This window comes from Glutamicibacter sp. X7 (genome assembly GCF_054889245.1).
Window position 1 is genome coordinate 706,318 of sequence record NZ_CM142678.1, and the last position, 25,520, is coordinate 731,837.

General features: G+C 63.0%; 28 protein-coding genes, 1 pseudogene and 1 riboswitch. Of the genes and pseudogenes, 19 read left to right on the forward strand and 10 right to left on the reverse strand.

Annotated elements, in window-relative coordinates:
- Positions 1 to 57: 57 nt before the first annotated feature.
- The gene (locus tag ACYU0X_RS03550; RefSeq protein WP_418908442.1) at positions 58 to 636 is read right to left on the reverse strand and encodes a hypothetical protein; all 579 of its coding nucleotides are present in this window, start codon (positions 634 to 636) and stop codon (positions 58 to 60) included.
- Between the two features lie 122 nt (positions 637 to 758).
- Here ACYU0X_RS03550 and ACYU0X_RS03555 point away from each other — a divergent pair, with 122 nt between their 5' ends.
- The 5 genes from ACYU0X_RS03555 (at position 759) to ACYU0X_RS03575 (ending at position 4,602) form a co-directional block, all read left to right on the forward strand.
- A complete protein-coding gene (locus tag ACYU0X_RS03555) occupies positions 759 to 1,361 on the forward strand; it encodes a hypothetical protein (RefSeq protein ID WP_418908443.1) in 603 nt (200 codons plus the stop codon).
- Positions 1,362 to 1,395: 34 nt separating this feature from the next.
- Entirely contained in the window at positions 1,396 to 1,875 is a 480-nt protein-coding gene (locus ACYU0X_RS03560; RefSeq protein WP_418908444.1) for a GNAT family N-acetyltransferase, read from the forward strand.
- Positions 1,876 to 1,968: 93 nt separating this feature from the next.
- Positions 1,969 to 2,292 carry a hypothetical protein gene (locus tag ACYU0X_RS03565; protein WP_461902135.1) on the forward strand — a complete coding sequence of 108 codons (324 nt, stop codon included), beginning with the start codon at positions 1,969 to 1,971 and terminating at the stop codon, positions 2,290 to 2,292.
- Positions 2,293 to 2,432: 140 nt separating this feature from the next.
- The gene (locus tag ACYU0X_RS03570; RefSeq protein WP_459274946.1) at positions 2,433 to 3,863 is read left to right on the forward strand and encodes an APC family permease; all 1,431 of its coding nucleotides are present in this window, start codon (positions 2,433 to 2,435) and stop codon (positions 3,861 to 3,863) included.
- Positions 3,864 to 4,023: 160 nt separating this feature from the next.
- Positions 4,024 to 4,602, forward strand: a complete 579-nt coding sequence (locus tag ACYU0X_RS03575; protein WP_461902136.1) for an LOG family protein — start codon at positions 4,024 to 4,026, stop codon at positions 4,600 to 4,602.
- Positions 4,603 to 4,626: 24 nt separating this feature from the next.
- Here ACYU0X_RS03575 and ACYU0X_RS03580 read toward each other — a convergent pair whose 3' ends face one another.
- On the reverse strand, positions 4,627 to 5,340 hold the full coding sequence (locus tag ACYU0X_RS03580; RefSeq protein WP_461902137.1) for an ArsR/SmtB family transcription factor: 714 nt from the start codon (positions 5,338 to 5,340) through the stop codon (positions 4,627 to 4,629).
- Between the two features lie 67 nt (positions 5,341 to 5,407).
- On the opposite strand from ACYU0X_RS03580, the gene ACYU0X_RS03585 reads away from it, so the two are divergent.
- Complete coding sequence (locus tag ACYU0X_RS03585; RefSeq protein WP_461902138.1) at positions 5,408 to 6,079, forward strand: flavin reductase family protein; 672 nt, start codon at positions 5,408 to 5,410, stop codon at positions 6,077 to 6,079.
- Here the strand turns inward: ACYU0X_RS03585 and ACYU0X_RS03590 are convergent.
- Positions 6,076 to 7,608, reverse strand: coding sequence for a deoxyguanosinetriphosphate triphosphohydrolase family protein (locus ACYU0X_RS03590; RefSeq protein WP_461902139.1), 1,533 nt, complete (start codon positions 7,606 to 7,608; stop codon positions 6,076 to 6,078). The genes ACYU0X_RS03585 and ACYU0X_RS03590 overlap by 4 nt on opposite strands.
- Positions 7,609 to 7,675: 67 nt before the next feature.
- Entirely contained in the window at positions 7,676 to 8,251 is a 576-nt protein-coding gene (locus tag ACYU0X_RS03595; protein ID WP_461902140.1) for a YdeI/OmpD-associated family protein, read from the reverse strand.
- Positions 8,252 to 8,375: 124 nt separating this feature from the next.
- On the opposite strand from ACYU0X_RS03595, the gene ACYU0X_RS03600 reads away from it, so the two are divergent.
- Both ACYU0X_RS03600 and ACYU0X_RS03605 read left to right on the forward strand, forming a co-directional pair.
- Positions 8,376 to 8,525, forward strand: coding sequence for a hypothetical protein (locus ACYU0X_RS03600; RefSeq protein ID WP_461902141.1), 150 nt, complete (start codon positions 8,376 to 8,378; stop codon positions 8,523 to 8,525).
- Between the two features lie 407 nt (positions 8,526 to 8,932).
- Positions 8,933 to 9,427 (forward strand): hypothetical protein, encoded by a 495-nt coding sequence (locus ACYU0X_RS03605; protein WP_461902142.1) that lies wholly within the window; start codon positions 8,933 to 8,935, stop codon positions 9,425 to 9,427.
- Positions 9,428 to 9,939: 512 nt separating this feature from the next.
- Here the strand turns inward: ACYU0X_RS03605 and ACYU0X_RS03610 are convergent.
- On the reverse strand, positions 9,940 to 10,917 hold the full coding sequence (locus ACYU0X_RS03610) for an SMP-30/gluconolactonase/LRE family protein (protein WP_418908454.1): 978 nt from the start codon (positions 10,915 to 10,917) through the stop codon (positions 9,940 to 9,942).
- A gap of 138 nt (positions 10,918 to 11,055) precedes the next feature.
- On the opposite strand from ACYU0X_RS03610, the gene ACYU0X_RS03615 reads away from it, so the two are divergent.
- The 6 genes and pseudogenes from ACYU0X_RS03615 (at position 11,056) to ACYU0X_RS03640 (ending at position 14,960) form a co-directional block, all read left to right on the forward strand.
- The gene (locus tag ACYU0X_RS03615) at positions 11,056 to 12,246 is read left to right on the forward strand and encodes a sensor histidine kinase (RefSeq protein ID WP_461902143.1); all 1,191 of its coding nucleotides are present in this window, start codon (positions 11,056 to 11,058) and stop codon (positions 12,244 to 12,246) included.
- A complete protein-coding gene (locus tag ACYU0X_RS03620) occupies positions 12,243 to 12,866 on the forward strand; it encodes a response regulator (RefSeq protein WP_461902144.1) in 624 nt (207 codons plus the stop codon). Before ACYU0X_RS03615 ends, ACYU0X_RS03620 begins: the two co-directional genes overlap by 4 nt.
- Positions 12,867 to 12,990: 124 nt before the next feature.
- Positions 12,991 to 13,170, forward strand: coding sequence for a hypothetical protein (locus ACYU0X_RS03625; RefSeq protein WP_461902145.1), 180 nt, complete (start codon positions 12,991 to 12,993; stop codon positions 13,168 to 13,170).
- Positions 13,171 to 13,481: 311 nt separating this feature from the next.
- Positions 13,482 to 14,078 carry a hypothetical protein gene (locus ACYU0X_RS03630; protein ID WP_461902146.1) on the forward strand — a complete coding sequence of 199 codons (597 nt, stop codon included), beginning with the start codon at positions 13,482 to 13,484 and terminating at the stop codon, positions 14,076 to 14,078.
- Positions 14,079 to 14,132: 54 nt separating this feature from the next.
- Positions 14,133 to 14,491 (forward strand): annotated as a pseudogene (locus ACYU0X_RS03635) (integrase core domain-containing protein); the annotation flags it as partial.
- A 94-nt stretch (positions 14,492 to 14,585) separates the two neighbouring features.
- Positions 14,586 to 14,960, forward strand: a complete 375-nt coding sequence (locus ACYU0X_RS03640; RefSeq protein ID WP_461902147.1) for a hypothetical protein — start codon at positions 14,586 to 14,588, stop codon at positions 14,958 to 14,960.
- Positions 14,961 to 15,481: 521 nt separating this feature from the next.
- On the opposite strand, the gene ACYU0X_RS03645 is transcribed toward ACYU0X_RS03640, so the two are convergent.
- From ACYU0X_RS03645 to ACYU0X_RS03655, 3 genes are read right to left on the reverse strand one after another with little or no spacing between them, the layout of a single operon-like run.
- Positions 15,482 to 16,012, reverse strand: a complete 531-nt coding sequence (locus ACYU0X_RS03645; RefSeq protein ID WP_461902773.1) for a flavin reductase family protein — start codon at positions 16,010 to 16,012, stop codon at positions 15,482 to 15,484.
- 34 nt (positions 16,013 to 16,046) lie between these two features.
- On the reverse strand, positions 16,047 to 17,087 hold the full coding sequence (locus tag ACYU0X_RS03650) for a methionine synthase (protein WP_461902148.1): 1,041 nt from the start codon (positions 17,085 to 17,087) through the stop codon (positions 16,047 to 16,049).
- 17 nt (positions 17,088 to 17,104) lie between these two features.
- A complete protein-coding gene (locus ACYU0X_RS03655) occupies positions 17,105 to 18,097 on the reverse strand; it encodes a DUF1852 domain-containing protein (protein WP_461902149.1) in 993 nt (330 codons plus the stop codon).
- A 123-nt stretch (positions 18,098 to 18,220) separates the two neighbouring features.
- Here ACYU0X_RS03655 and ACYU0X_RS03660 point away from each other — a divergent pair, with 123 nt between their 5' ends.
- The 4 genes from ACYU0X_RS03660 (at position 18,221) to ACYU0X_RS03675 (ending at position 24,051) form a co-directional block, all read left to right on the forward strand.
- Positions 18,221 to 19,162 (forward strand): LysR family transcriptional regulator, encoded by a 942-nt coding sequence (locus ACYU0X_RS03660; protein WP_418908468.1) that lies wholly within the window; start codon positions 18,221 to 18,223, stop codon positions 19,160 to 19,162.
- A 233-nt stretch (positions 19,163 to 19,395) separates the two neighbouring features.
- Positions 19,396 to 19,486: riboswitch (SAM riboswitch) on the forward strand.
- A 283-nt stretch (positions 19,487 to 19,769) separates the two neighbouring features.
- Entirely contained in the window at positions 19,770 to 21,095 is a 1,326-nt protein-coding gene (locus ACYU0X_RS03665) for an O-acetylhomoserine aminocarboxypropyltransferase/cysteine synthase family protein (RefSeq protein WP_418908469.1), read from the forward strand.
- Entirely contained in the window at positions 21,092 to 22,294 is a 1,203-nt protein-coding gene (locus tag ACYU0X_RS03670) for a cystathionine gamma-synthase (protein WP_461902150.1), read from the forward strand. The genes ACYU0X_RS03665 and ACYU0X_RS03670 overlap by 4 nt, the downstream gene beginning before the upstream one ends.
- A gap of 89 nt (positions 22,295 to 22,383) precedes the next feature.
- Positions 22,384 to 24,051, forward strand: coding sequence for an HNH endonuclease signature motif containing protein (locus tag ACYU0X_RS03675; protein WP_461902151.1), 1,668 nt, complete (start codon positions 22,384 to 22,386; stop codon positions 24,049 to 24,051).
- A 21-nt stretch (positions 24,052 to 24,072) separates the two neighbouring features.
- Here the strand turns inward: ACYU0X_RS03675 and ACYU0X_RS03680 are convergent, their stop codons facing one another.
- On the reverse strand, positions 24,073 to 24,591 hold the full coding sequence (locus ACYU0X_RS03680) for a gamma carbonic anhydrase family protein (protein WP_461902152.1): 519 nt from the start codon (positions 24,589 to 24,591) through the stop codon (positions 24,073 to 24,075).
- Positions 24,592 to 24,720: 129 nt separating this feature from the next.
- On the opposite strand from ACYU0X_RS03680, the gene ACYU0X_RS03685 reads away from it, so the two are divergent.
- Positions 24,721 to 25,203 (forward strand): GtrA family protein, encoded by a 483-nt coding sequence (locus tag ACYU0X_RS03685; RefSeq protein WP_461902153.1) that lies wholly within the window; start codon positions 24,721 to 24,723, stop codon positions 25,201 to 25,203.
- Between the two features lie 6 nt (positions 25,204 to 25,209).
- On the opposite strand, the gene ACYU0X_RS03690 is transcribed toward ACYU0X_RS03685, so the two are convergent.
- Positions 25,210 to 25,497, reverse strand: coding sequence for a hypothetical protein (locus ACYU0X_RS03690; RefSeq protein WP_461902154.1), 288 nt, complete (start codon positions 25,495 to 25,497; stop codon positions 25,210 to 25,212).
- Positions 25,498 to 25,520 lie beyond the last annotated feature (23 nt).

A 25,520-nucleotide genomic window follows, 5' to 3' on the forward strand; every position in this document is an offset into this window, starting at 1 on the left:
GTTGGGCGTCACCTCACCTCGAGGTGGCGCCCAGCGGCCTTTAACGCGTGGCGCGATTTACAGCCACGGAAAACCGTCGGGTTCGTCGGCCGCACGGCGACGGACCAGATCGGGGTCATGCCGCCGCGGGCGCAGCGGTAAGTTCTCCGGCGTCACGGGGATCTCGGTGACCACGGGCACCGGTTCGGTGGCGATCCACTGGCACTCGGTGATATGCCCCAGTTGGCGGTCCGTGTAGCTGGGCATGCGGCGGAACTGGGCGGCCGGAAGCACGTAGACCACCCCGGGACTCAACGGCCATCGGCTCGAGGCGGTGCGAGCGTAGGAGAGAAAGATCCGGCGTGCCGACCACTGCCCGGCACGAGCAGCGGGGTAGAAGCAGGCGTTAAGAAAGGGGCTGGATTCCGCCGTGCGCAGCGCATAGCCCATGGCCCATGTGGGATCCTCGGTCGCGTAGACCGCCGTTGTCTTCGAGAAGTCATCGACACTGAAGTCAATGGGAGCGCGCGGTTCAAGGACGCGCAACCCTGTGGTGCGCGAACCATGTAAGAGGTAGTCGCCGCCGTGCACATAGGAGACCAACTGGTCGAACACCGCGTCCCCACACATTGGGGATGGTACATGCCAGGTCCGCATGGGGCCAGCCTAGCCGCCGCGCAAGCCAGCCGCGAGCCGAGGATCAGTCCCGCGATGGACCCGGCGAGAGTTACCGTTCGGTAGTGTTGAGACAGGACCGATGCACTAGCTCTAGAGGACTCATGACTACCGTCGCCGCACCACCGAAGGCCGTTACCGCCGCTCAGCTTGTCTCGCATATCCTGACGCCCGTGGTTCTCGGCAGTGCTCTGCTCCTGAGCACCCCCGTGCGACACCCCGAGGTTTCATGGCTATCGGCGGCTCTTGGGACCGTATTTACCATGCTATTGCCCTGGTCGATTCTCGCGGTGGCTCGGCTGCGGGGCAAGGTCAGCAATATCCACGTTTCACAACGTCACCAGCGACACTGGATTTACGCGGTGACGGCGCTGTCCATGGTCGGCGGGCTGGCCCTGCTCACGGTGATCGGTACCGCTACGGCCCTATACGTCGAAGTCGGGGCCTTCGCGGTGGGCCTGCTGCTCGTTAGTCTCATCAACCTCTGGTGGAAGGTCTCGGTCCACCTGGCCGTGGGGACCTACGTGGTGCTTCACGCCTTTGCCGACGTGGCACCAACCGCGGTGATCGTGCTCTTCGTGGCCCTGCTCTCCTGGGCGCGGGTGCGCTGCTCCGAGCACACCGCCTCGCAGGTATTCGGCGGCGTGCTGGTTGGCGTGGTGGTCAGTTACCTAACTCAATGGGCGAGTCAGTTGCTCCTCTCATGAGGCCGCTTGGCTTCCCACCGAACGAAGGAGACCGATGAGCGCGCCACACTCGCCTCTGGTCCGGATTGCCGAACAGGCCGATGCCGCGGCCATCGACGCGTTCTGTCAGACTCTAGGCATCCACAACTGGTCGTCGCTGCTGCCCGAAGCGGAGGAACGTTGCTTCACGGTTGCCTACCTTCCGCCGACCGGGCAGGTGGTCGGGATTGCCAAGATCCATCATCATCCGCTACCCGCAGGCGATGCTCCGGCCGGCTACTACCTCGGCGGTATTTACGTTGCCGAGCAATACCGGCACCGGGGGATCGGGCGCCGTCTGACGGAGTTTCGTCTGCGAAAGATCGCGGAGCACGCAAGGCAGGCGTACTACTTCACCAACGAGCGCAACATCGCCTCGCAACGTCTGCACGCGGGCTTGGGCTTTGAACGCATCGCGGTACTCTCACAGATTTTCGCGCTACGCCCAGATGATCCGGACACGCGGTTATGGTTGTACCGACTTCATTTGCCGTGACCCGAAGCATGGTCTCCGTCAAGCTCCACCGCCCTCGGCCCCGTAGGGATGCCGGGTAATGTCATCACTCAGTAGCGACCCGAGGAGCCGATGGTGCGTACCTACTTTCCAGAGCTGACCGAGGCCCGGTTACCGACCGCAGGGCCAAGTTTGGCGAAAATCTGCGGACCGCATGACTTCGACACCAATCAGTCCACGAAATTCGGTGGGGCGCCCTATTGGACCGGCAACGGTGTACCGGCGGAGATCGCGTCGGACATGCGTGTACTGGGGCAACTCAATAGCTGGATCTGCACTCTGGAACATCCCGAAGACTACGTCGAAATCGGTAACCTGTGTTTTGACGGGATCGGCTATCTTTACGACCAAACGCCCGAGGCTTCCCGACCCGACCTGAGGTTTGTCATCAGTCGATAACCGCCCTGGGCACCGTTCGGCGCAATGTTTCCGGCGCAATATCCTTTCCTCGAATTTATGGCAGTAATGTCTATCCCACGAGTCGGTGACGTTGAGCCTTGCCGACCGGACTCGCATCAGGGGATGGAAAGGATACTGCGGTGAATACGACACATGCAGAATCGTCGGGCCTAGCAAAGACGCTAGGCAATTTCGACGCATTGGCGCTGGGCTTTGGCGCCATGATCGGCTTCGGTTGGGTGGTGTTGACCGGTGGCTGGCTGGAAAACGCCGGCACCCTCGGCGCCGTACTAGCCATGGTGGTCGGCGGTGGCATTATGGCCGTCGTCGGCTTGACCTATGCCGAACTGACCGCCGCCATGCCCAAGGCAGGCGGCGAGCACAACTTCATTTTGCGTGCCTTGGGCCCGCGACCCTCATTCATTGGTTCATGGGCGATTACCGGTGGCTATGTCACCATTGTGGCCTTCGAAGCGGTCGCGCTCCCGCGCACCGTGGAATACATTTTCCCGGGCATGAGCCAGATCCCGCTGTGGACCGTGGCGGGTTTCGAAGTAAACCTCACCTGGGCCTTGGTCGGCGTGCTTGCCGCCATTCTGATCACCTGGATCAATATCCGTGGTGTTAAACAGGCCGGTGTGGTGCAGACCTTCGTGGTGATCTTCCTGCTGGTCATTGGCTTGCTGCTGATCTTCGGTTCCTTCATCGGCGGCGAGGTGCAGCATATGCAGCCGCTGTTCAACAACGGAATCAACGGCTTCTTCGCCGTGCTGGTGGCCGTGCCGTTCCTGTTCATCGGTTTCGACGTGATCCCGCAGTCGGCCGAGGAAGTCAACATCCCGGCCCGACAGATCGGTAAGCTCGTGGTGCTGTCGGTGGTGCTGGCCACCGCCTGGTACGTGATGGTCGTGCTGACCACCTCCTCGGCCATGCCGGCGGGCGAATTGGCCGGGGCCGACATTGCCACCGCCGACGCCTTCGGCTCACTGTTCGGCTCCGCCCTGATGGCCAAGGTGCTGATCGCCGGTGGTGTGGCCGGCATTTTGACCTCGTGGAACTCGTTGCTGCTGGGTGCCTCGCGCCTTGTCTACTCGCTGGCTCGCAGCGGCATGCTGCCGGCATGGTTCGCTACGCTGCACCCGAAGTACAAGACTCCACACAATGCACTGATGTTTATCGGTGGTATCTCAATGCTGGCCCCGTTCTTCGGGGTGCAGATGCTGGGTTGGCTCGTGGACTCGGGCGCGCCGAGCATCATCATCGCCTACCTGCTGGTATCGGTGACCTTCTTGGTATTGCGCAAGCGCGACCCGCAAATGGTCCGTCCCTTGCGTGTGGGCGGAGCCGGGATCGGCGGCGAACTGATCGGCTGGACCTCGGTGCTGCTCACCGCGGCCTTGTTCACGCTCTATATGCCCGGGATGCCGGCCGCCCTGACCTGGGAGCCTTGGCTGATCTTCGGCGTCTGGTGGCTGCTGGGCGCGGTGTTCTTCTTCAAGGTCCCTGGCGGCATTAAGGCCGGACCGGACGCCGAGGAACAGGTGCTCGCCGTGGTTCGTGCCCGCAAATAGACTCCATTTCGACACCGCATGACGGACCGCTCTCACGTTCCCACGTGGGGGCGGTCCGTCGTGTAGTACCCGTGATGGTGTCTCGAACCTCACCCGGAGCTTCGGTTGGTTCGGTGTGCCAGATGATCGGCCGGAAGGCCGTGGTCGATAAGATTCTTGGGTGCAATCTCCTGATTTTCCGCGTTCAGTGACCGTCTTTACCGGATCGGCGACCGGAGCATCTGCGATCTACGCCGAGGCCACGACCGAACTTGCCCGGGCCTTGGCCGAACAGGGGGTCGAAATAGTCTATGGCGGAGGCCATGTGGGGCTGATGGGCACCTTAGCGGATTCCGCCCTCGAGGCCGGAGGCCGCGTGCGGGGCGTGATGCCGCAGTCGCTCGTGGACGGCGAGATTGCCCATCCCGGGCTGAGCGAACTCGAAATCGTGGCCGATATGCACGAGCGGAAACAGCGGATGGCCGAGCGCGCCGAGGCCTTCATCGCGTTGCCCGGCGGCGCCGGAACGCTCGAGGAGTTCTTCGAGGTCTGGACGTGGCAGCAACTAGGCCTGCACCGCAAGCCCGTCGCACTGTACGACGTCAACGGCTTCTGGCAGCCGCTACTGTCCATGATCGAGCACTTCGTCGCCGAGGGATTCCTCGCCGAACGCTACCGTCAGGCACTGATTGTCGTGCAGACACCTGCCGAACTGCTAGCGGCGTTGCAGCAGTGGGCACCGGCCCCAGCGAAGTGGTAATTTCCCTGGACTAGCTCCGCACACTCACGACATCCGAACTAACGCCCAGTCGATACCTAAATGCTCGCGGAACCCGTGACGTCCAGCGTCAGTCAGTACTACTTCGCGGCGCTTCGCCCCGTGGGACACCCAGCCCAAGTGATGGAACTGCTGGAGTAGCGCGGTGGCGAGCGAACCGGCTAGATGTTCGCGGCGTTCGGTCCAATCAAGACATAGACGAGCGAATGGTCGCCTGCGCGAACGAACGGTGTCTAGGTCAACGCCGAGTCCGGTGCACCACTTTTCCCCAGCGACGGTAAGTACCGGGTCCGGGTCCAACGCGAGGTAGTCGAGGCCCAACAAACGGTCCAGCAGGGCGACTCCCAACGAACCGGCGAGATGATCGTAGCAGGTGCGCGCGGAGCGTAAGGCAGCGTCGGACCGAGCGCCTTTTAGGGACTTGGTCGGCGGTGCCGGAAGGGTCGCCAGCGACAAGGTCTCGATCAGTGATGCGGAGCGGGCGTCGGCGAGACGCAGGTAGCGGTGTCGACCCGAGTAGCGCTCCTCGAGAAGCCCGCATTCCACCAACGTATGCAAATGCGCGGTGGCCGTTGAGCGGGCGATGCCTGCATGGTCGGCAAGTTCCGTTGCGGTCCAGGCTCGTCCATCGAGCAAGCCAAGCAGCATCGTGGCTCGGCTCGGATCCGCAATGGCACCTGCAATCCGTGCGAGCGACTCACCGTTTTGTCGATCGTTCACCCCACCCATTATTCCGTAGGGACCCTTCGGCGCCGACCGAACAATGGTCGTCGAACAATGGTGAACTATGTCAGACACACCAACTCAATACGAGCGCCCGACCACGGACCTCGGTTCGGCACACCGAAGCATCACGCCCTCCATTTTGTATTTTGGAACGCCGGTCGGGGTCATCTCGACTCTCAATGAGTCGGATTCTACGAACCTCGCGCCGATTTCCTCCTACTGGGCTCTGGGCGATTTGCTGGTCATTGGTCTAGCGGCGACGGGACATACCGTGGCCAACCTACGACGGCATCCCGAACTTGTCCTCAACCTCTGTTCTGTCTCGCAGTGGGAGGCCGTTGAACGCCTCGGGCGCCTGACTGGCGCACACCCCGTGCCGAGGCAGAAACCGAGCGGGACGCAATTTGCTGCGGATAAGTTCGGCGCTGCCGGATGGACACCGCTTGCCTCCACCTCTGTCATTCCGGAGCGAGTGACCGAGCTTCCGGTGCATCTCGAAGCAGCGGTGACGGGTATTCGGGACGAAGCCGACCAACTCGCCGTCGTGTTCGCACGGTGCCAGGCAGTGCACGTGCTCGACGAGCTTACGGTCGCCGGGACCTCACACATTGACCCGGGGAAATGGAATCCACTGATCTATAACTTCCGGCACTATTTTGGGCTTGGCACACGACTCGGAATCGCGGCGCGCGCCGAGGTGCGTGCCGCGGGACGTTGCGAAGTGGAAGCCTAGAGCCCGCGCCCGGCTTCCCATAGCGCCTCGGAAGTGCCCGACAGCATCGAATTAATCGAGATGGCCTGCGCATCGGTCAGCGACGCAATATAGTCCACGATGGCCCGCGCCTGACCGAGCCGGCGAATCTCTCCGGCATCGGTCTGCGGCAAGAGTTCGGGGGCGTCCGCGAGCACCTGCTCGTATTCGACGGTGGCCGCTTCGATGGAGTCCAATAGGCGTCGCGGGGCGCGCGCCGCATCATGCGGATCGTTGAGCCAGGCGTTGAAGCCCTCGGCCAGCGACCGCAGGATCCTGGTTTGGCCCCGCTGGTACACCGCCAGATCCGGGCGGTCGAGCACGAAGCGTTCGTGTACGAACTTGAGCACCACCACGTCATGCCAGGCCGCATCGCCCAGCCGGGCATGTCCACTGCGCACACTCGGTTGGCGTTCCACGGTCACCGAGGCCTGGAGCCGGGCCATCCAACGCCGGGTGAACGCCTTGACCATGCGGTCGGCGTCCAGCCCGCCGTCGTATGGCACCGCCAGCAACCCGTCGACCAGGTCGTGTCCCACACGCTGCACCGACTCGCGGAAGGCCTGAGCATCGGCGATCCACGGATCTTTCGCCTGAAGGTGACGCCAGGTACGCTCCAAGGCATGGCCCGGGCGACGCAGATCCAACTGGGTGGTGTCCAGTGCCGCCAGTTCACGACCGTGTTCGAGCCAGCCGCGGAACTCCTGCGAAATTTGGGTGTACTGCAGAATGCCGGCACGATAAAAATCATCGAGATCGTGCACCGCGTAGGCGATATCATCGGCCAAATCCATCACCGAGCACTCAAGGGTTTGCTGGTGCGGCGCGATGGCACCGAAGACCGAACGCGCATCGGCCATTTCGGCGGCCTCAATGGCGTAGGCCGAGAATTTCGCCGCCCCGATCTGCGGGGTGATCCCCACCCCACGCGGCAGGTCGTGCGGTTCGGCACGAGAACCGGCGAACTCGTGGCGGGTCCACGGGTACTTCAGTACCGCGGCACGCACCGCGCGGCTCAGATTCAATCCGCGCGCGGTGGCATCACAGCTATCCAACGCGGTGAGAATCCGGAAGCTCTGCGCATTGCCTTCGAACCCGTCCGGGAGCCCCAGCATGCCGCGGGCAACCCGGTCCAGCTCCTGCTCGCCCAGATGCCCGAATGGCGGGTGCCCCAGATCGTGGGCGGCCGCGGCGGCCTGCACCACCACCGGGTCGCAACCGCCGAGCTCGCGCACCAGCGCCACGGTGCGCTCATCGGCGTTGTTCAGCGCGATGGCAATGGTGCGCGCCACCGCGGAAACCTTCAGCGAATGAGTCAACCGGTTATGAATCAACGCCCCGGAGCCAGCTTGCGGGATCACCTGAGTGACCGCGGACAGCCGCGAAAAATAGGGGGAGAAACGGATGCGTTCAACATCGACACGGAATTCATCCGCTCCGGGCTGCGCGGCCTCGGGGATCGTCCGATCGCGGCCACCGGTGGTGTGGTTCATCTGCCTACTGCTGCTCATAGTGCCTTCAGCCTATGCGACGCCTGCCCGTGCAAGCAGGAACAACGCCATATTTGTGCTCGACGGTCTATCCCGTGGGCCCCTGCCCTTGCTCCAGGTCGGCGAGGAATTTCTGCAGCCTGGCCGTGCGGGTGCGTTCGGTGCGGGCAATCATCAACTGATGCAAGATGTGATATCGGGGCTGGGACTTCAGCGCGGCGAAGGCGGCCGCCGCCGTCGGTGAAGCATCCAAGGCGGCCTGCAGATCCTCCGGGACCGTGGCGGTGGCCTGCCCCTGGTAGGCCTGCTCCCAGCGGCCGTCGGCTTTCGCCTTGGCAACTTCGGCCATTCCGCGCGGACGCATCCGCCCCTGCGCGATGAGTTCTTCGACGAGCTGGGTGTTACGTTCGGACCATACCGATCGGGCCCGGCGCGGCGTGTAATGCTGCAGGAAGGTCGCATCGTCACGGCTGCGACGGCGCCCGTCGATCCAGCCGCTGCACAGAGCCTCGGGAAGCGCCTGATCCACCCGCAGAGTTGTCGGGGTGGTGGTGCCCTTTTTCGCCACCACGATCCACACCCCGTCGCTGGACTCCTCGTGCTCGTCCAGCCACGCCCGCCACGCGGCGACGTCGGGCAGGATCATTTCCGCAATCTCGACCATGGGCACATTGTCACCCGGCGGCGCGGATAAAGCCACCGGCGGCCTGCGCGAATTGCCGGCACGCCGAGATTCGCAGTGAGGGGAGCTGGCGTCGCAGCCTATTCATCGCGGTATCCACTTAGGAGTGTTCGTCCTAGCCAACGCGCTGGCGCACGATGGGAAGCTCAGTGCGGAGGACGACCAACACTGGCGGTCCGTGAACTGTTGGTACACCCAGCGGTTGTACTCCACGCTGGGCTACTGCACGCCGGTGGAGTTCGATGAACTCTATTAAGTTGAAATCAACGGCTTGTCGCTCGATGCTGCCGTTAGTGAATGAGCGGCATGATTTTCGGGACGATTCAGGTTTTGTCAGACGCTAGAGCGAGGTGACTCGCCAAAATTTGATTATTCTGGTGCTGTTTCGATAAAAATAGTCCCTGTTAGGCGTCCTATGTAATGTCTATGCCATTGCTCTGGTGCGCGTGAGTGCACGGGATCCCATAGATAGTTGGGGAAACCTGACTCCGAGGCAAGTTGTTGGATTATGAAGCGTGCAACTGTGCGGTTCGGGGCTGCGGCGTTGACGATATGTTCGACGGCGCTGGTTAGAGGCGTTGCGAATGCTGCCCCGCAGCCGTAGCCTGACGCGGTGCAACCTGCGTCGGAGCACGGCATTAACACGAAGGGCTGAGTGTTGATATGTCTGGTGTCGACCTAAAAACCATTGAAGCTCAGGAGCGTCATACCTTGGGTTCACTGGCTCAGCATGTTGAACTGCAGGGTGGAGATGACATTTTTAGCGCGGAGTCCGTAGAGTGCGTGCCCGAGCAAACTGGGATCGCGCCAGCGGCAGCTAAGCTACCAGGCGGGGGCCATCTGGAAACGGGCTCCTTCCACTCGCCGAATAGCCGTCATTGCAGCAAACTGATCGGGTGGGCCACGAACTATTATTATGGCGCGTTTTCTCACACGCTCGATAGCGATATCCGAAAAAAGAAGGCTGGTGCGCCAGACAGTGGAACGATCGTGGCCAGCGAAACGGCATTTGACGAAGACGTACACATGAGCGACACCCGCAATACCGGATACGTTGCGGAATTCAACGCAGAATCTGAGGGACGAGTCACGAATGCTGGTACGCGCTATTTGGCAGAGCGAGCAGCCGGGTGGAGGCTTTTTCCCTGTGGTGGCTAACAGACCAGGCGGAGGGAGCTTCGCAGAATACACTCAGGACGGGCACCTTGAACCGGCGTTCAGAGAACACCGGTTGTCAGTATTGCGCGAGCAATGCCTCCCGCTGCCCGAACTAGGAACTGTCGTTTCGTCTATGTCGCAGGCTATCGGCCGTAATGTGCATGAAGACATAACAGCGCATCATCTGCGTGGACTTGCTATTTCCTACCTCGAATCACTGAGAGGTCAGCAACTTGAGAGGCCTCGGCAAAATGAGGCAATCATGAACGTGGCAGCTTCAGCGGTGTCTCTGCGCGAGCGGTTGGGGCTACCTAAAGATGTAGAGACGGTGGATTCTATGCTCTGGAGGGTCTACCTATACTTCCTCCTTGAGGAACCGTCAGCGAAGGAATTGTTGGACGATCTGCGTAATTAGAGGTACTCCAACCTTCTGACGATTCTGGCCGGGAATCGAAAACGTACTAAATCGTGTGGGCAGGGTGAAAGCCCTGCCCACACGATCTTTAGCGGCCTTAGTCGGCCAGCGGTTCGGTGATGATCTGGAAAGGCCCGGTGGCCACGGCTTCGTCGAACTTCGAATCCACGTACAAGCTTTGCCCGTGAAGCTTCGCCACGGTGGTCAGCACGCGCTGCGGGTCGGTGGCCCGCTGACTGATCTGCCGGACCTTGGTGCCATCGGCGCTGACCTGCAGTTCGGTGAGTAGCTGGCTGAAGTTTTGCACCACGCTCAACCGGTTCCCCTCGCGCAGTAGCCCATCGGCGTTGACCAGGTTCAGGCCAGTGGTGTCGATTTCGCTCACCTTTCCGGTGCGTGCCTCGAAACGGAAGAGCTTGCCGGTGTTGCCCTGAGCGACGATGAAAGCCGAATGATCGGCGCTAAGCACGATCCCGCCCAGGTTAAAACCCTCGCGGCGTTCGACCAGCTCGCCGGCGTCGGCCCAAAGCTCGACGGAGTACGCCTCGTCACTGGCCGCCACCCGGAAGATCTGCGGGTCGTTGGAATTGGTGAAGTAGGCCGCCCCATCGGCCCCGATGGTCACATCGTTGAGGAACACATCGTCCCCCGGGGCCTTCAGTGCGGCCAAGAGCTCACCGGCCGGGCTGTAGACCCACAAGTCCGGGCGCTCATTGCCCAAACCGTTGGGGCCACCGGCGATATAGACATTACCCTGAACGTCCACGGCGATGCCGCGGGCGGTGTAGCGACCGTCGGTGCCGTCGCCGGCCAACCATTCCTCGGTCTGCGCCACCCCGGAGAAACCGCGGTGAATTTCCCCGCCGGTGACCTCGGAGACGTAGAAGCTGCCACGGCGCTCATCGGCGCCGATGCCTTCAAACTTCGAATTGCCCTCGGTGCTGGTCAGCTCGTAGTTGGTCACCCGCTCCTTAGCTGCGGCCGGTGCGGCGAGGGCCGAGCTGGCGATGCCGCCGGCCAGTAGCGTGCTGGTGAGGATGCTGGAGGCCACAACGGCCTTCGGTGAAATACGCATGGTGCGCTCCTGTCGCTTGGTGAACTACTTTCTATCCTCCCCGCGCGGCACCCGTGGCGGAATCGGGCGAGCGGCCACCGGTAACTAGCCGATCGGACGATAGTGTGCCGCCGGTCCCGGGACGTAACCTAGGAAGTTATGGACAACGAACACCGGTCCGCGCGGCGCGGCATCCTCGGGCAGTTCTCCCGACTCGACGGCTGGCTACACCTGATCTTCCTGGTGTTGGTGACCACCAGTGCGCTGCGCTATCACTTCCGCCACGACCTGTTGGCCGACGGCTGGTTGATTCTTGCCGGGGCGCTGGCCCTGGTGATCGGCTACCTGCTTCGCCCGGTGGCGGCCGCGCACCACCTGACAGTGGTTTGGAGTCTGTCGGTGGTGCTGCTCTGGGCCGCGCTGACGCTCAAGGCCCCCAGCTTCGCCTGGTGTGCGGTGCCCATCGCCTTCGCGGTTCTTCAAGTGCTCAGCTTTCGGGTGGCCACCGGCATTGTGGTGGCCATGATGCTCACCGTGAGCGTGGGCTGGATCCGCGTGAGCAACGATGTGGATCCGACCCTGGTGGCCGGGCCTGTGGGCATCGGCCTACTCACCCTGATCGCCTACCGGGCCCTGGAACGCGAGGCCGCCGCCCGGCAACGGTTGGTCGATGACCTGTTGCGGGCCCAGGAACGCTTAGCCGAGGCCGAACGGCAAGCCGGAGCACTGGCCGAACGTGCCCGACTCTCCCGCGATATCCACGACTCCATCGGGCAGGATCTGTCCAGCATCAATCTCTTCCTGCAGGCCGCCGAGCAGTCCTGGGGCGAGCCGCAATCCCGCGAGCGGGTGAACACCGCCGCGCGTACCGCCCGTGGTGCCCTGGACGCGGTGCGCCGCGTCGTGCACGACCTTGCCGATGAACGACTGGCCGGGGCCGCCGCACCGGAAATCACTCGCCGGCTCCAGCAGATCGCCGAGCAACCCTGCGGCGATACCCGGGTGCAGCTGCGCGTGGACGGTGCCAGCCGCCCGCTCTCGGCCCCCTTAGCCGAGGCAGTGATCTTCACCGTGCGCGGAGCCTTGGCCAATGTGCGCGATCACGCGCGGGCAGAGCGAGCCATGATCACCCTGACCTACGACGATGACCGGCTACGCCTCGACGTGCGCGACGACGGATGTGGCTTTCAGCCCGGCACGATCCGGGCCCCGCGCAGCGGAAACTTGCGCGGACATGGGCTGGCCGGACTGCGTCAACGCGTCAGTGCCTTGGGCGGTACCCTCGAACTAGATAGTTCCCCGGGCGAGGGGACCACCCTCTCGGCCGTTTTCCCGCTGGAGGCTTCATGATTCGCGTAGTGCTGGTTGACGATCACCCGGTGGTCCGCGCCGGAATCAAAGCCCTCTTGGAAGGCGCCGAAGACCTCACGGTCGTCGGCGAGGCCCACGACGCCGACAGCGCCCTGCAGGTGGTCGCCGAGCAGACCCCGGACGTTGTGCTCATGGACCTGCATCTAGGAGCCGGCCCCGGTGGCATCGAGACCACCACGCGGGTACGTGCCCTGCCAGAGGCCCCGCAGGTGCTCGTGCTGACCACCTACGACACGGAGTCGGACATTCTCAAGGCACTCGACGCCGGCGCGCTGGGCTACCTGCTCAAGGACGCTCCGCCGGCCGAGCTCTTCGCCGCCGTGCGGCAGGTCGCCAAGGGCGATACTGTGCTGGCTCCGACGGTGGCAGCCACTCTGGTACGTCGTAGCGCCAACCCGGCCCCAAGCATCACCGCCCGCGAGGTCGACGTGCTGGAGTTGTTGGCCAAGGGCATGGGCAATAAGGAGATCGCCAAGGCGCTGTTCGTCTCCGAAGGCACCGTGAAATCACATCTGGCGCACATCTACACGAAGCTGGGCACCGACACCCGTGCCGGGGCGGTGGCCGCGGCCATCGAGCGACGCATCATTCGCGCCTAGTGTCGCCACCGGGCGTGGAATCGACAGGAGTTGCGCGGCGGCAACGTGAGCGGCGCGGTGGTGCGCGGCGGCTAGCGCCAGCGTGCAGCACTATCTCCACGCCTTGCACCGAGCGGGAGTGGACGTGCCCGAACCACTTGGGCAAGACGAAGCCGGCCGGCAGGTTCTGGAATTCATTCACGGGGCACTAGCGATCGACTCGGCGCCACTGACCGGTAGCGAGTTGCGCCGTGTCGGGGCGCTCCTCAGCCATCATCACGCTGCCATTTCAATCTCGGTGGCAACACTCCAGACTATTGGCTAAGCAAGCGCAAGACACCATGCCGAGATTGGTCGATCGATAGCACCAGTATCCTCAGGGTGAGCAGCTAACCAGCAGGGTAACGGATCTAGCGCCGTTCAGACGATGGAGCCAACTTTCTGTTCCTTCGCTGAACCGCTTTGGTTTTGAACTGCCGACTAGGCAATACAACATAGCCAACTAGGTGCAAAAACCGCATACTAGTCAAGCGCCTAAAGGATTGTTGTGGGAAAGCGATGTTTTTTGCTAGGGCGGTAGACGATTTGACGCTACGATTTCGAATTATTCAGTTCTCACGGAAATAGGTGAATAGTGTGTCAAAGGCAAAAATGACCGCGGTTGCTGTTCTAGCATCAGCATTCCTCTTGGTATCCGTGCCTTCGGCAGTCGTCGCACCATCTACCGTCGACAGGCAGGGCCAGACGGCAACTATTCCCGAAAATGGGCAGATAGATTCACAGATCATGGCCACAGCACAGGAAGTAGGCGCCTACCTGGCCGGTGAACTACAAAAGATCGAAGACTCAACGTGGAACAAGGAAGCGCAGAAAGAAACCAAAAAATTCTCAGTCAAGCAATCCAAGTACCTTTCAAAACACTCGGCTCAACAATTGACAACTCTGGCGAGCGAACAACTAGGGGTTGATCCTGGAACTCTCGAGAAAGTACCTGTAACGGGTTCCAAGGTCGTCATTGAGGACACTCGGATACTCTCACAGGGCGCCGAAGCGAGCACGGTGGAATACATCATCCGCACGACTCGAGATATCAACGGTGCGAGTGACGAAGAAGACTGGATCGAAGCCACCCCCTACGAGGTGACTATTGATGGCCGGGAACGAATCACCAATATTCTCGTCAAGGACGATGCTTACATGATCGAGCAGGCGGTACTCGCAACCACGCCATAAGAAGAAGTTCCAACTCTCAACCCTTGCCACGAGGGAGCGAAAGCCCGCTCGGGAGCACTGCTGGAGGGCATCATCACGGAGACTGATGCCGCCCCGGCCTACATCAGTTGTGATAGCGGGCTGGAATTCACGGCCGCGGCGCTGGTCGAGTGGTGCGTTACCAACGGTGTGGTTACCGCGTTCATCGACTCTGGCTCGCCCTGGCAGAACGGCTTCATCGATTCGTTCAACGCTTGGTTCAGGAGAGAACAGCTCTGGGGTGAACTCACGGCCACCGTGGCCGAAGCGCAATATCTGGTCCAAGGATGGAAAGCCGTTTACGAACATGAACGGCTTCAGGATCCCTGAATGGCATGACGCCGAAACGTTACTGGGATAACCGGACGCTAGAAAACCAATTAGCTTTGGCATAGACGCTGGACGGCTAACTGGGCCCCGCCACTTCCTCCCGCAAAACGTTTATGTGAAAGCGTCAACGGGAGGGGTATGGCATGTATGAAGCGGACGATGGCATTCACACTGGTAATAGAGGAGGAATTGAATATGAGTGGACCTCAAAGAGAGGAGCACTTATATGAACGCCTCGAATCGATTCAGTCAATGATGTTCCCGCCGACCACATTCGACGGAAAGATTGAAAAAGAATTGAATCTATCTGAAGAATTCGTAGATTCATACGTGATCGCATACGGCATCCTTGACGAACTGCTCTCTATGCTTGCCTCCAGCCGAACAGCATATTCGGAAGTGATTGCGTTCTGGAAGGCAATTGCATCTGAAACATCTGAGAACGACCGCGCGGATGAGTATGCGTTACTGAAAAAATCAGAATTTGGTCGAACCGTAATCCATGTGATCGGATCAGCGATGCATTTGAAGTAGCCGCTGTGGGAGGGAACATGAGGTGACTTCAATGCTAATTGAAGTTGATTGGCCCGACTAGGACTATCACCGTGAACTCCAAGAGGGCCCCAGTTGTTATGTACCTATGTTGATGGGTTACAGGTCCAGAATTTCGTGTACTCGACGACAGGAGTGCAACCTGAACTGAATAAGGGTCAAGGGAATGTTCTAAGAGGAACGATAACTGTCCCAAGTCTCAAGAATGGTGCGGCCCGCACTAATACGCCGGGAAAGGCCAGAACGCTGGCAGCCTTTTCTTATAATGCCGAAGCGGGCCGAATTAGTCGACCAAAGTGGTTGTAGGGTCGTGTGCGCGACGTGGATCTATGAATGAGCAGTGCTTTGAAAATGCTCAGACTTAGAAACGACGTCGCGCTACCGCAGCCGCGTTCTGTCACCGTCTGCGCCGTGGTTCCAGCGTCCTACAGATCTCGCTGTGATTCGCCGATACTTTCTGGAAAAGCACGGTGCCGGAAACGGGGCAGGTCAGCAGAACGTCCTCAGCCCTCGAGGCGGGAATGATTACCTAGACGGTGCCAGGTGCGGTTGTGATAGACCAGTGCATCTCCAGCGCCGCCCGGCTGCGCGTCGCGCGCAATCTGCGATTCCACGGCGCGAGCGACCACAATCGTCGAGGTTCCGGCCTGCATCCGATCGACGATCACGCAACGCACCCAGGCGCGCACCCCGTCAAACACGGGTTCGCCGGTCTCCAGGCGCGTCCAGGTCTGGGCCTGCGCGAAGCGGTCGATGCCACTGGTGGCACCCAGCTTCGCCACCTCCACGTCGTTGCCGTCGAGGAAATGCACCACAACGCTCTCGGCCCGCAAAAGAGCTTCGGCGGTCGAGGAGAGCGACGAGATCGAGAACACGAGCAGTGGAGGCTCGGCGCTCACCGAGGCGACCGATGAGGCGGTTAGGGCCACCGGCCCGTCGCCAGCATCGGCCGTGATGACCGTGACGCCGCTGGGGTGTCCGCGAAAGACGGCCTTGAAGTCCTCGGCGGCCAGAGAGGATGCCGAAGCGTGCATAGCGTCACCGATCGGTGCCTCGGTGGTCGTAATTTCAGACGTGGGCACCGACAAGCTCCTCGCGGAGGATGGAGGCACCCGCGCTCAGTGCGCTCAGCTTAGCCAGCGCAACATCCCGGGGGAACGGTGCCATACCGCAGTTGGTGCTTGGGATCAGCTTGTCCGCGTCGACGTACTCAAGCGCCGCCCGCAAGGTCTGGGCGACCTCGTCCGGGGTTTCGATCTCCACATTGGCCACGTCGATCGCGCCGAGCATGACCTTCTTGCCGCGTACGAGCTCGACAACCTCGAGCGGAACGTTCGAGTGATGCGACTCCAAGGAAACGGTGTCGATTGAGGAGCGCTGCAGCAGCGGGAAGGACTTCTCGTAGTGGCGCCACTGGGTGCCGAGAGTCGCCTTCCAATCGTTATTTGCCTTGATGCCGTAACCGAAGCAGATGTGCACCACGGTCTCTGCCTTCAGTCCCTGGCAGGCACGTTCCAGCGCCGCGACGCCCCAGTCGGCGACCTCATCGAAGAATACGTTGAACGCTGGCTCATCAAACTGGATGATGTCGACGCCGGCGGCCTCGAGCTCCTTCGCCTCCTGGTTCAGGATGGTTGCGAATTCCCACGCAAGCTTCTCGCGGCTGCGGTAGTGCGCGTCGTAGAGCGTGTCGACCATCGTCATCGGGCCGGGAAGGGTCCACTTGATCTGGCGGTCGGTACAGGAACGCAGGAAGGCCGCGTCCTGGACGAACACCGGCTTCTCGCGCTCGACGGCGCCGACGACGCTGGGAACGCTCGCGTCATAGCGGTCGCGGATGCGCACGGTCTCGCGCTTGTCAAAATCAACCCCGGTCAGGTGCTCGATGAAGGTCGTGACGAAGTGCTGGCGGCTTTGTTCGCCGTCGCTAATGATGTCGATGCCACGGTGGGTCTGCTCCAGCACGGCCGCGCGCATGGCATCGTACTTGCCTTCGCGCAGTTCGCTACCCTCGAGTTTCCAGGGGGACCAGAGCGTCTCGGGCTGAGCCAACCAGGAGGGCTTGGGTAGGCTGCCGACGATCGAGGTCGGAAGTAACTTGTTAGTCATGGTGCGTCCTTGGATCTTTAAGCGACGGGAGTCGGGTAGGCGGCGGCCCACTGTTCGAGTAGTTCGCGGTTCGGCGTGATGAAGTGCTCCTCGGTGTACCGGCCCTGCGTCGCCCCGAGACGGGTGCGCTCCTCGCGATCGTAGGAGATCAGGGTCCGCGAGAAATCATGTGCGCTCAGGCTGGGGCGGTAGACCGCCGGCGCGGCCGAGTTCGCATTGTAGATCTCGGGGCGGTAGATCTTCTGGAACGTCTCCATGGTGCTGATGGTGCTGATCAGCTGCAGGTTGGTGTAGTCGTTGAGCAGGTCGCCACGGAAGTAGAAGGCCAGTGGTGCGACGCTGCCGGCAGGCATGAAGTAGCGCACCCGCAGACCCATCTTCGCGAAGTACGCGTCGGTGAGCGAGTAGTCTTCCTGCTGGTACTCAAGACCCAATACCGGGTGGCTATTGCCCGTGCGGCGGTAGGTCTTGGAGGTGGAGACGCTGATGCAAATCACCGGTAGTTGCGCGAAGCGCTCCTGGTAGGCCTCGGAGTCGAGGAAGTGCTGGAAGAGCTGACCGTGCAGGTCACCGAAATCCTGCGGGAGCGCCGGGGTGCCCGACTCGTCGACCGCGGCGGGCAGGACCACGCTGAAGTCATAGTCGCGTACGTAGGAGGAGAAGTTATTACCGACGATGCCGTGGGTCCGGGTGCCGGTCTGCTTATCGAGAATCCAGGTATCGAGCACCTCGAGCAGCGGGAACTGCTGAGGCCCGTCGTTGGAGGTGAAGTGCACATTGGCCGAGATGATCTTCAGTTCGAGGGCGTAGCGGTCCCCGTCCGGGTTGTCCCAGTGTGCCAGCGCGTTGAAACGGCGGTTGATCATCGTCAACGCGTTGCGCAGGTTCTCCTGGCGGTTCTCACCGCGGGCCAGGTTGGCGAAGTTCGTCGTAATGCGCGAGCTCGCCGACGGGGTGTAGTGCTCGTCGAAGTCAGTGGTGCTGATGCTAAAGGTAAACGCGTGTGCCATGGCGGCCAATCTGGTGCTAGGGGGCCTGAAGTAAGGCCGGGGGAAGTCGTTTCGTCAATCATGCAGGGAATCGGCGGATATCAGGTAACTCGACGTGACTATGGATTCGTATAGACTAAATCTATGGCTCAAGGAGTGAACGGTCTCACGCTGCAACAGCTGCGCTATTTCCTCACGGTTGCCTCCGAGGGGTCGATCTCCGCGGCCGCCGACCTGCTCTACGTCGCACAGCCAACGATGTCCGCGGCGATGAAGGAACTCGAAACCCGGGTGGGGCGCAGACTTCTGGTCCGCTCCGCGCGGGGCGTGGCACTGACCGTCGAGGGCGGGGAATTCCTCGGCTACGCCCGGCAGGTACTCGAACAGGTCGAACTGCTCGAACAGCGCTATCTCGACCGGCCGCCGGCACCCCGCCTCCTCGGGATCTCCACCCAGCACTATTCTTTCGCCGTCGATGCCTTCGTGAAGATGGTCCAGGCCAGCGGGGCCGAGCAGTACGAGTTCTCGCTGCGCGAGACACGCACCGAGGACATCATCGAAGATGTCCGCACACTACGCAGTGAAATCGGCATTCTCTACCGCAACGACTTCAACCGAAAGGTCATCGACAAACTGCTGCGCGAGTCCCGGCTGGTGTTCCACCCGCTATTCCTCGCCGACCCGCACATCTTCATCTCGCGTAGCAACCCGCTGGCCTCGCGGGAGCGGGCGACCCTCGAAGATCTCGAGGAGCTACCGCGGCTCACCTTCGACCAGGGGGCGAGCAACTCCTTCTACTTCGCCGAGGAAATCCTCTCCACGCTCTCGAGCAAACGCGAAATTCGGGTCTCCGATCGTGCAACCATCTTCAACCTGATGATCGGACTCGGCGGGTACACGATCTCGACCGGCATCATCAGCGACGAACTCGACCCCTCGATCGTGGCCATCCCGCTGGATGTGGACGAACGCATCGAGATCGGCTGGATCGACCACGCCGCGGTCCCGCTCACCGACCAGGCCCAGCGCTACCTCGACGAGGTGCGTTCGGTGGTCGCGAGCTTCGGAGTTCACCTGCTCGGCTGACGTCTTCCCTGCGCGTCATGAACTGTCATCGGGCGACCCGGCGCGACATCTTTTGGCGCTTAGACCCCGGAATTTCGCGGATTTTGGCTCACCGCGCATGTCATAAAGAGGCGTTAACCGGGCCGTCAATATGACGACACTGCGACATATGACGCGGATTGGCGTTGTGTGAAGCACGGGGTTCGGTGCCGTTTGCCTCGTCGGGCGCCCATGCCGAACCATGGACATACAACACCCCATCAAGAGCGACCGAGAGATCTGGCTCGTCGACGTCGCAGCAACCATCGGGAAACCGAAAGGTGCTACCGCCAGGAACGATGGAGCAGTTCCGACAACGCCCTTGGACGTTGCGCTGTGCCTCGTACCGTGAAGGGGAGGGCAGCAACCCTCCCTACCAGGTACCTCGCATAGACGCCGATCGGTGCACTCCCTCGTGTGACGAGAAACGAGGAGGAGACATGAGCGAAGCAATGGCATCGCCACCGGGCCAACACGCACCGGTGCGCCACGTCGCCACCAGTATGCAACGCACCGGCATGCGCATCAGCGCGCACGCCTGATCTCCGCCCACCCCACCCGACATCCAACCGGCAAGGAACACGCACATATGTCACAGCCGAACAGCACCTGGCACGGGGCCACCTCAGCAGTCCACGCCGGATACTCGCCCGAGGGCCCCTACCGTCCACTCACCGTCCCGGTCTACGCCGCCGCGGCCTACGAATTCGGCTCGCACGCCGAGGCCATCGAAAAATTTGCGTTGCGCGAACCCGGATTCACCTACTCCCGCACCGGCAATCCCACGGTCGCTGCCCTCGAAGCACGCGTCGCCACCCTCGAAGGCGGGGCCCAAGCGGTGGCCACCGCCACCGGGCAGGCCGCCGTCGCCCTCTCGCTGCTGGCGCTGACCCAGGGCGCGAAGCACATCGTCGCCTCGAATAAGCTCTACGGCGGCACCGTGGACCTGTTCACCGACTCCTTCAACGACTTCGGAATCCGCGTGAGCTTTGTCGACCCGGAAGACCTCAGCGCCTGGGCCGACGCCATCGAAGAGGACACCCGCGCCTTCTTCGTCGAATCGGTCTCCAACCCGCTGTGCACGCTGCTCGACCTGCAGGGACTCTCCGAGCTAGCACACCGCCACAACATTCCGGTGGTCGTCGACAACACGTTGGCCACCCCCGCGAACTACCGCCCGATCGAGCACGGGGCCGATATCGTCGTGCACTCGGCCACCAAGGCGCTTGCCGGACACGGCCAGGTGCTTGGCGGACTGGTCGTCGACGCGGGAACCTTCGATTTCTCCGACGCCGCACGCTGGCCGCAGATCGCCGCGCCGCGTCCGCGCTACGGGCAGTACTCCCTGCTCGAACGCTACGGCAGCGCCGCCTACGCCATGCTGGTGCGCTCCAAATTCCTGCATGACCTCGGGCCCTCGCTGTCGCCGGCCGCCGCCTCCGGCATTCTCACCGGCATCGAGACGCTCAATGTGCGCACCGAACGGGTGCAGCGTACCGTGCTGGAACTTGCCGAGGCCGCCGCCGGGCACGCGCTGGTGCGCCGGGTGCACCACCCGAGCCAGCCGGGGCACCAGGACCACGAGCTGGCCGCCCACGTCGCCCCGCGCGGCACCGGCTGCGTGCTGGCCATCGAACTGGCCGACGCCTCCCTGGTCTCCCCGGTGCTCGACGCCCTGCAGCTCTTCACCCTGGCCGCAAACATCGGCGACGTGCGCTCGATGGTGGTCCACCCGGCCACCATGACCCACTGTCGACTCAACGACGAACAACTGGCCGCCGCCGGACTCTCCAAGGCAACGCTGCGCCTATCCATCGGTCTCGAGGAGCCGGCCGACCTCATCGCCGACCTGTTCCAGGCCCTGGATCACGCCGCCGCACAGATCACCCTCGCCCCGGAAGGAGCCTTCGCATGAGCACCTCACCACGCCACGGATTCAACACCCTGGCCGTCCACGCCGGCCAAGGCAAAGACCCGCACACCGGGGCGGTCATCCCGCCCATCTACCAAACCAGCACCTTCATCCAAGACGGCATCAACGTGTTGCGTGCCGGGCATGAATACTCGCGCGGCTCCAACCCCACCCGGGGCGGCTTCGAAGAGCAGCTCAGCGCCCTCGAAGGCGGGGCCGCGGGTTTCTCCTTCGCCTCCGGCATCGCCGCCGAAGACGCCCTGCTGCGCGCCGTGCTCGCCCCGGGCGATCACATTGTGCTCGGCGCCGACGGCTACGGCGGCACCAACCGGCTGATCACCCGGTTACACCACAAGTGGGGGATCAGTGCCAGCACCGTGGATATCACCAACCTCGATCAGGTGCGCGGCGCGCTGCGCCCAAACACCGCCCTGCTCTGGCTGGAAACCCCCTCCAATCCGCTGCTGGGCATCGCCGACATCGCCGGGTGGGCCGCGCTGGCCCACGAAGCCGGGGCGCTGCTCGTCGTCGATAACACCTTCGCCACCCCCTACCTGCAACGCCCGCTGGATTTTGGGGCGCATGCGGTGGTGCACTCCACCACCAAATACATTGGCGGGCATTCCGACGTGCTCGGCGGTGCGGTCATCGTCGCCGACTATCTGCACCGCGGACAGTCGCTGGCCGAGGCCGTGGGCTACCAGCAATTCGCCGGCGGCGCGGTCTCCGGGCCGCAGGATAACTATCTGGCCGCCCGCGGGCTGAAAACCCTGGGGTTGCGCATGGAACGGCACTGCGCCACCGCCGTCCGCATTGCGCACTGGCTCACCGAACAACCGCAGGTGGCCGAGGTCTATTACCCGGGACTGGCCGACCACCCGGGCCACGAACTGGCCGCCAGCCAGCAGCGCGGTTTCGGCGGAATCGTCTCGCTGCGGCTGCACAGCGAACCCGCCGCGCGGGCGCTGGCCGAGTCGATGGAACTGTTCCAGCTCTCCGTCTCGCTTGGCGGGGTGGAATCGCTCGTGTGCTACCCGCGCGAGATGACCCACGCCAGCCTGATCGGCACCCCGCTGGAAATCTCCGGCGAACTCGTACGCCTCTCGGTGGGAATCGAGGATACCGAGGATCTGCTGGCCGATCTCGAACGTGGGCTGGCACTGGCCGAACGCGCGGATCAAGGGGCCGTGCTCACCGTCTAACACGCCATCCAGGCGCGCCACCGCGGCGTTGTCCACAGCTCGCTCGCGCCCCGATGCCGGTCACGGCGTCGGGGCGCAGCCTTGTGGTTATGAGTACCGACGACGCGACCGTTCTGGCCCAGCTGGCCACCGCGGTCAGCACCCTCGAGCAGGCGAGTCTTGAGCTGCTGGGGCGCGTGATGGCCCCCGGGCATGCGGCCTACCTCGCCGTGCTCACCGACCGTGCCGAGGCGGCGTTGTCCCGTACTTACCCGGTGGTGCTCGACGCACTGGAGCGCAGCGCCGCGCATCGGCTCACCACCGCCTCGCTGGATCGCCTGGCCGCGCTGCCACCGGCCCCGTCGCCCCAAGAACTTCGCGCGATCGCCGGCACCCGGGCCGGCGGCCGCGGCGCTTATGCGAACAGCATCGACATGCTCACATCTTGGCTGGGTGTTTCCGTCGGTGTGGCCCGGGGCCGTCAGGCCTCGGCCCGCGCGCTGATTGGCTCCGTCGCCGCGGACGGCACCCGCCGCGCCCCGCGCTTCCCACTGCTAGCCGAACGATTCGCAACGCCGACCGCCGCCGCCACACCCGGTTCCGGCGCGACCCCCAACGCGGGCGCGGCACCCTCGGCGGATCCGCGCACGCTACGCACCGCGGCCAGCACGCTGGAGCGGATATCCAACGACCTTCCCGAGACCGACGCCGCTGTGCAGCGTACCGAGCTTGAGCACACCGCCCTGCGGCTGATTGCCGAAGACCCGAGCACCGCATCCAAACGGCTGCGCGACGAGGGGGCCGCCCGGGTGGCGCAACAGCGCAGCATGCGCGCGCTACTGGCCGAAGCCGGTCTATTTAAACGGGGTCTGCGCAATGGGCTGATGTACTACACGCTGAAGATGCTGCCGGACCAGGCCGAGGTATTCGAGCGAACCGTCGACGAGGGCGATAACCCGCGCACAGGGGTCGGAAACCGGCTCGAGCTGGCCTCGCAGGCGCTCGATAGCGTCGCCCAGGCTACCGGTGCCCTCGCCGCGCCCTCGTGGGACGACGAGGAATCGATGCCGGACTGGGCCCGCGACGCGAACCCCGCGGCTTTCGACGCTGGCGCGACCGATCCCGGCCCCGAGCCGACGGGCACCGAGATAGATAAACCCGAGGCCAGCTCACCGACGGCACAGAATGAGCCGCTGACCGAACTCCCCGAGCTGACCGTAGAACTACGCCGACTGACCGCGCTGGTCACCGCACTGCGGACCCGCGGCGGCCGCCGCGGAACCGGCAGCCTGCCCGGCGCCAGCGTGATCGTGCACCTGGACTACGAGAAGATGCGCGCCTGCCACCCCGGGGCCGCGGTGACCGAACACGGGTTGCCGTTGACCGCGGAGGAGCTACGGCTTGAACTGTGCCGGTCCGGAATCTACCCGGTGGTCTTCGGCGGCCAGGGCCAAGCGCTCGACGTGGGCCGCGCACAACGTCTCTTCCCACCGCATATGCGCCGGGCGTTAGCGGCCCGCGACCGCGGCTGTATCTACCCGGGCTGTCATATGCCCGCCGGGCGCACCGAGGCGCATCACATCAAGCACTGGGAAGACGGCGGAGAAACCTCAACGGATAATGGTTGTCTGCTCTGCCCGATGCACCATATTGCGGTGCACGCCGGACTGTTTAAGATCGTTACCTATGAGGACGGATCGCCGCCGGCGGTGGTACTCCCGGACTATTTGGGGCGTGGTTCCCCGCCGGTGCGCAACAGTTACTGGTTCGCCGCCTAATGCAGATGGAGTGGGTAGTGCCTAGCTCTGCGCGGCGCGGTGCTTCGCCTGCAGGTGCAGATAGGTCGCCGAGTTCTGCGCCAAGCCGGCCACTTCCTCGTCGGTCAGCTCGCGGCGCACCTTCGCCGGCACCCCGGCGACCAGAGAGCGTGGCGGAATCTGCGTGCCTTCCAGCACGAGCGCGCCGGCGGCGATGAGTGACTGTTCGCCCACAACAGCACCGTTCATCACGGTGGCGCTCATGCCGATCAGGCATCCGTCGCCGATGGTGGCCCCATGCACCACTGCCGAGTGACCCACCGACACCCGGTCGCCCAGGGTGCACGGGAAACCGGCGTCGGCGTGGAGTACGACGTTGTCTTGCAGATTGGTGCCGGCCCCGACCCGGATGGGGGCGGAGTCTCCGCGAACGGACACGCCGTAGAAGGCGCTGGCCTCGTCGCCTAGTTGCACGTCGCCGCTGAGAACCGCGGTGACGGCGAGGAATACGTCCTGACCGACGGTTGGGGTGTGGTTATTGATGGTAATGAGGTGAGCCATAGCACTACTGTAGGCGCCGCCGGGGCCCGCTGGTCAATCCGTGCCAACGCATGTCGCCGATACCCGACGAGCCGATGACTGCTAGGCTGACATGGGAATTTATCCGCTGGACGAAAGATGAGGGGTGTTGTGGCGGCAGAAAATGACGTACTGAGGCGGCTGATACGTTTCGCCGGCGTCGGAGGTTTCTGCTTCGTGCTCACCCTCGCGGTGAACTACGGTCTGAAGCTGACCGTGTTGGGGACGCATCCCACCACCGCCTTTCTGATTGCCAACTGCGTAGCCACCGTGGTGTCTTTTCTTCTTTCGCGGCACTACACCTTCCAGGGGCGCAACAGCGCCCTCGCCAAGCGCTACCAGGCCCCGGCTTTCGTAATCGTCTCGGCGTTGGCCGTGGTGATCAATTCGGCGCCCCTCTACCTCTCACGATGGGTGTTCGGCTTTCATACCCCACGGGTGAGTCTCTGGGTGCAGGAAACCGCAGACTTTCTTGCCGGGCCGATCATCGGCACCCTGCTGGCGATGGTCTTTCGCTGGTGGGCACTACACCGTTTCGTTTTCCCCGAGCAGCTGGCCGGGACGCCGACGCCGAGGGCCGACGTACCGGCCTAACTCCGGTTAGAAATCGGCGCCGGGCACAACTAACAGGAGCTTACCCGTGCCGACCTCCATGTAGAGGGTGGCCGGCGCGCCGGAATTCAGCAGCTCTCGCTCTTCGGCGGTGAGATTCAACGTCGCCGTGCTCTGCGAGTTCGATACGGTTTCAGGGATAAAGAGCGACTCGAGTGGCGCGTGCATCAATGGTCCCGACTGCCAGGGAACCGCCCCTGCCGGGGCGGCGACCAGTGCCAGACCCGCCATCGGTACGGCGACTAGCGCGACCCCTCTTTTCCAGCTGCTGCGCATTACAAATCCTTGTCACATGGTAT

Excerpts from the sequence above, each read along its gene's own strand:
- ACYU0X_RS03585 (WP_461902138.1), top strand. The coding sequence starts at position 5,408 with ATGTCAGACACACCAACTCAATACGAGCGCCCGACCACGGACCTCGGT.
- ACYU0X_RS03620 (WP_461902144.1), top strand. The coding sequence starts at position 12,243 with ATGATTCGCGTAGTGCTGGTTGACGATCACCCGGTGGTCCGCGCCGGA.
- ACYU0X_RS03555 (WP_418908443.1), top strand. The coding sequence starts at position 759 with ATGACTACCGTCGCCGCACCACCGAAGGCCGTTACCGCCGCTCAGCTT.
- ACYU0X_RS03550 (WP_418908442.1), bottom strand. The coding sequence starts at position 636 with ATGCGGACCTGGCATGTACCATCCCCAATGTGTGGGGACGCGGTGTTC.
- ACYU0X_RS03675 (WP_461902151.1), top strand. The coding sequence starts at position 22,384 with ATGAGTACCGACGACGCGACCGTTCTGGCCCAGCTGGCCACCGCGGTC.
- ACYU0X_RS03610 (WP_418908454.1), bottom strand. The coding sequence starts at position 10,917 with ATGCGTATTTCACCGAAGGCCGTTGTGGCCTCCAGCATCCTCACCAGC.
- ACYU0X_RS03590 (WP_461902139.1), bottom strand. The coding sequence starts at position 7,608 with ATGAGCAGCAGTAGGCAGATGAACCACACCACCGGTGGCCGCGATCGG.
- ACYU0X_RS03690 (WP_461902154.1), bottom strand. The coding sequence starts at position 25,497 with ATGCGCAGCAGCTGGAAAAGAGGGGTCGCGCTAGTCGCCGTACCGATG.
- ACYU0X_RS03660 (WP_418908468.1), top strand. The coding sequence starts at position 18,221 with ATGGCTCAAGGAGTGAACGGTCTCACGCTGCAACAGCTGCGCTATTTC.
- ACYU0X_RS03650 (WP_461902148.1), bottom strand. The coding sequence starts at position 17,087 with ATGACTAACAAGTTACTTCCGACCTCGATCGTCGGCAGCCTACCCAAG.
- ACYU0X_RS03605 (WP_461902142.1), top strand. The coding sequence starts at position 8,933 with ATGTCTGGTGTCGACCTAAAAACCATTGAAGCTCAGGAGCGTCATACC.
- ACYU0X_RS03595 (WP_461902140.1), bottom strand. The coding sequence starts at position 8,251 with ATGGTCGAGATTGCGGAAATGATCCTGCCCGACGTCGCCGCGTGGCGG.
- ACYU0X_RS03615 (WP_461902143.1), top strand. The coding sequence starts at position 11,056 with ATGGACAACGAACACCGGTCCGCGCGGCGCGGCATCCTCGGGCAGTTC.
- ACYU0X_RS03640 (WP_461902147.1), top strand. The coding sequence starts at position 14,586 with ATGGCATTCACACTGGTAATAGAGGAGGAATTGAATATGAGTGGACCT.
- ACYU0X_RS03645 (WP_461902773.1), bottom strand. The coding sequence starts at position 16,012 with ATGCACGCTTCGGCATCCTCTCTGGCCGCCGAGGACTTCAAGGCCGTC.
- ACYU0X_RS03670 (WP_461902150.1), top strand. The coding sequence starts at position 21,092 with ATGAGCACCTCACCACGCCACGGATTCAACACCCTGGCCGTCCACGCC.
- ACYU0X_RS03560 (WP_418908444.1), top strand. The coding sequence starts at position 1,396 with ATGAGCGCGCCACACTCGCCTCTGGTCCGGATTGCCGAACAGGCCGAT.
- ACYU0X_RS03655 (WP_461902149.1), bottom strand. The coding sequence starts at position 18,097 with ATGGCACACGCGTTTACCTTTAGCATCAGCACCACTGACTTCGACGAG.
- ACYU0X_RS03680 (WP_461902152.1), bottom strand. The coding sequence starts at position 24,591 with ATGGCTCACCTCATTACCATCAATAACCACACCCCAACCGTCGGTCAG.
- ACYU0X_RS03665 (WP_418908469.1), top strand. The coding sequence starts at position 19,770 with ATGTCACAGCCGAACAGCACCTGGCACGGGGCCACCTCAGCAGTCCAC.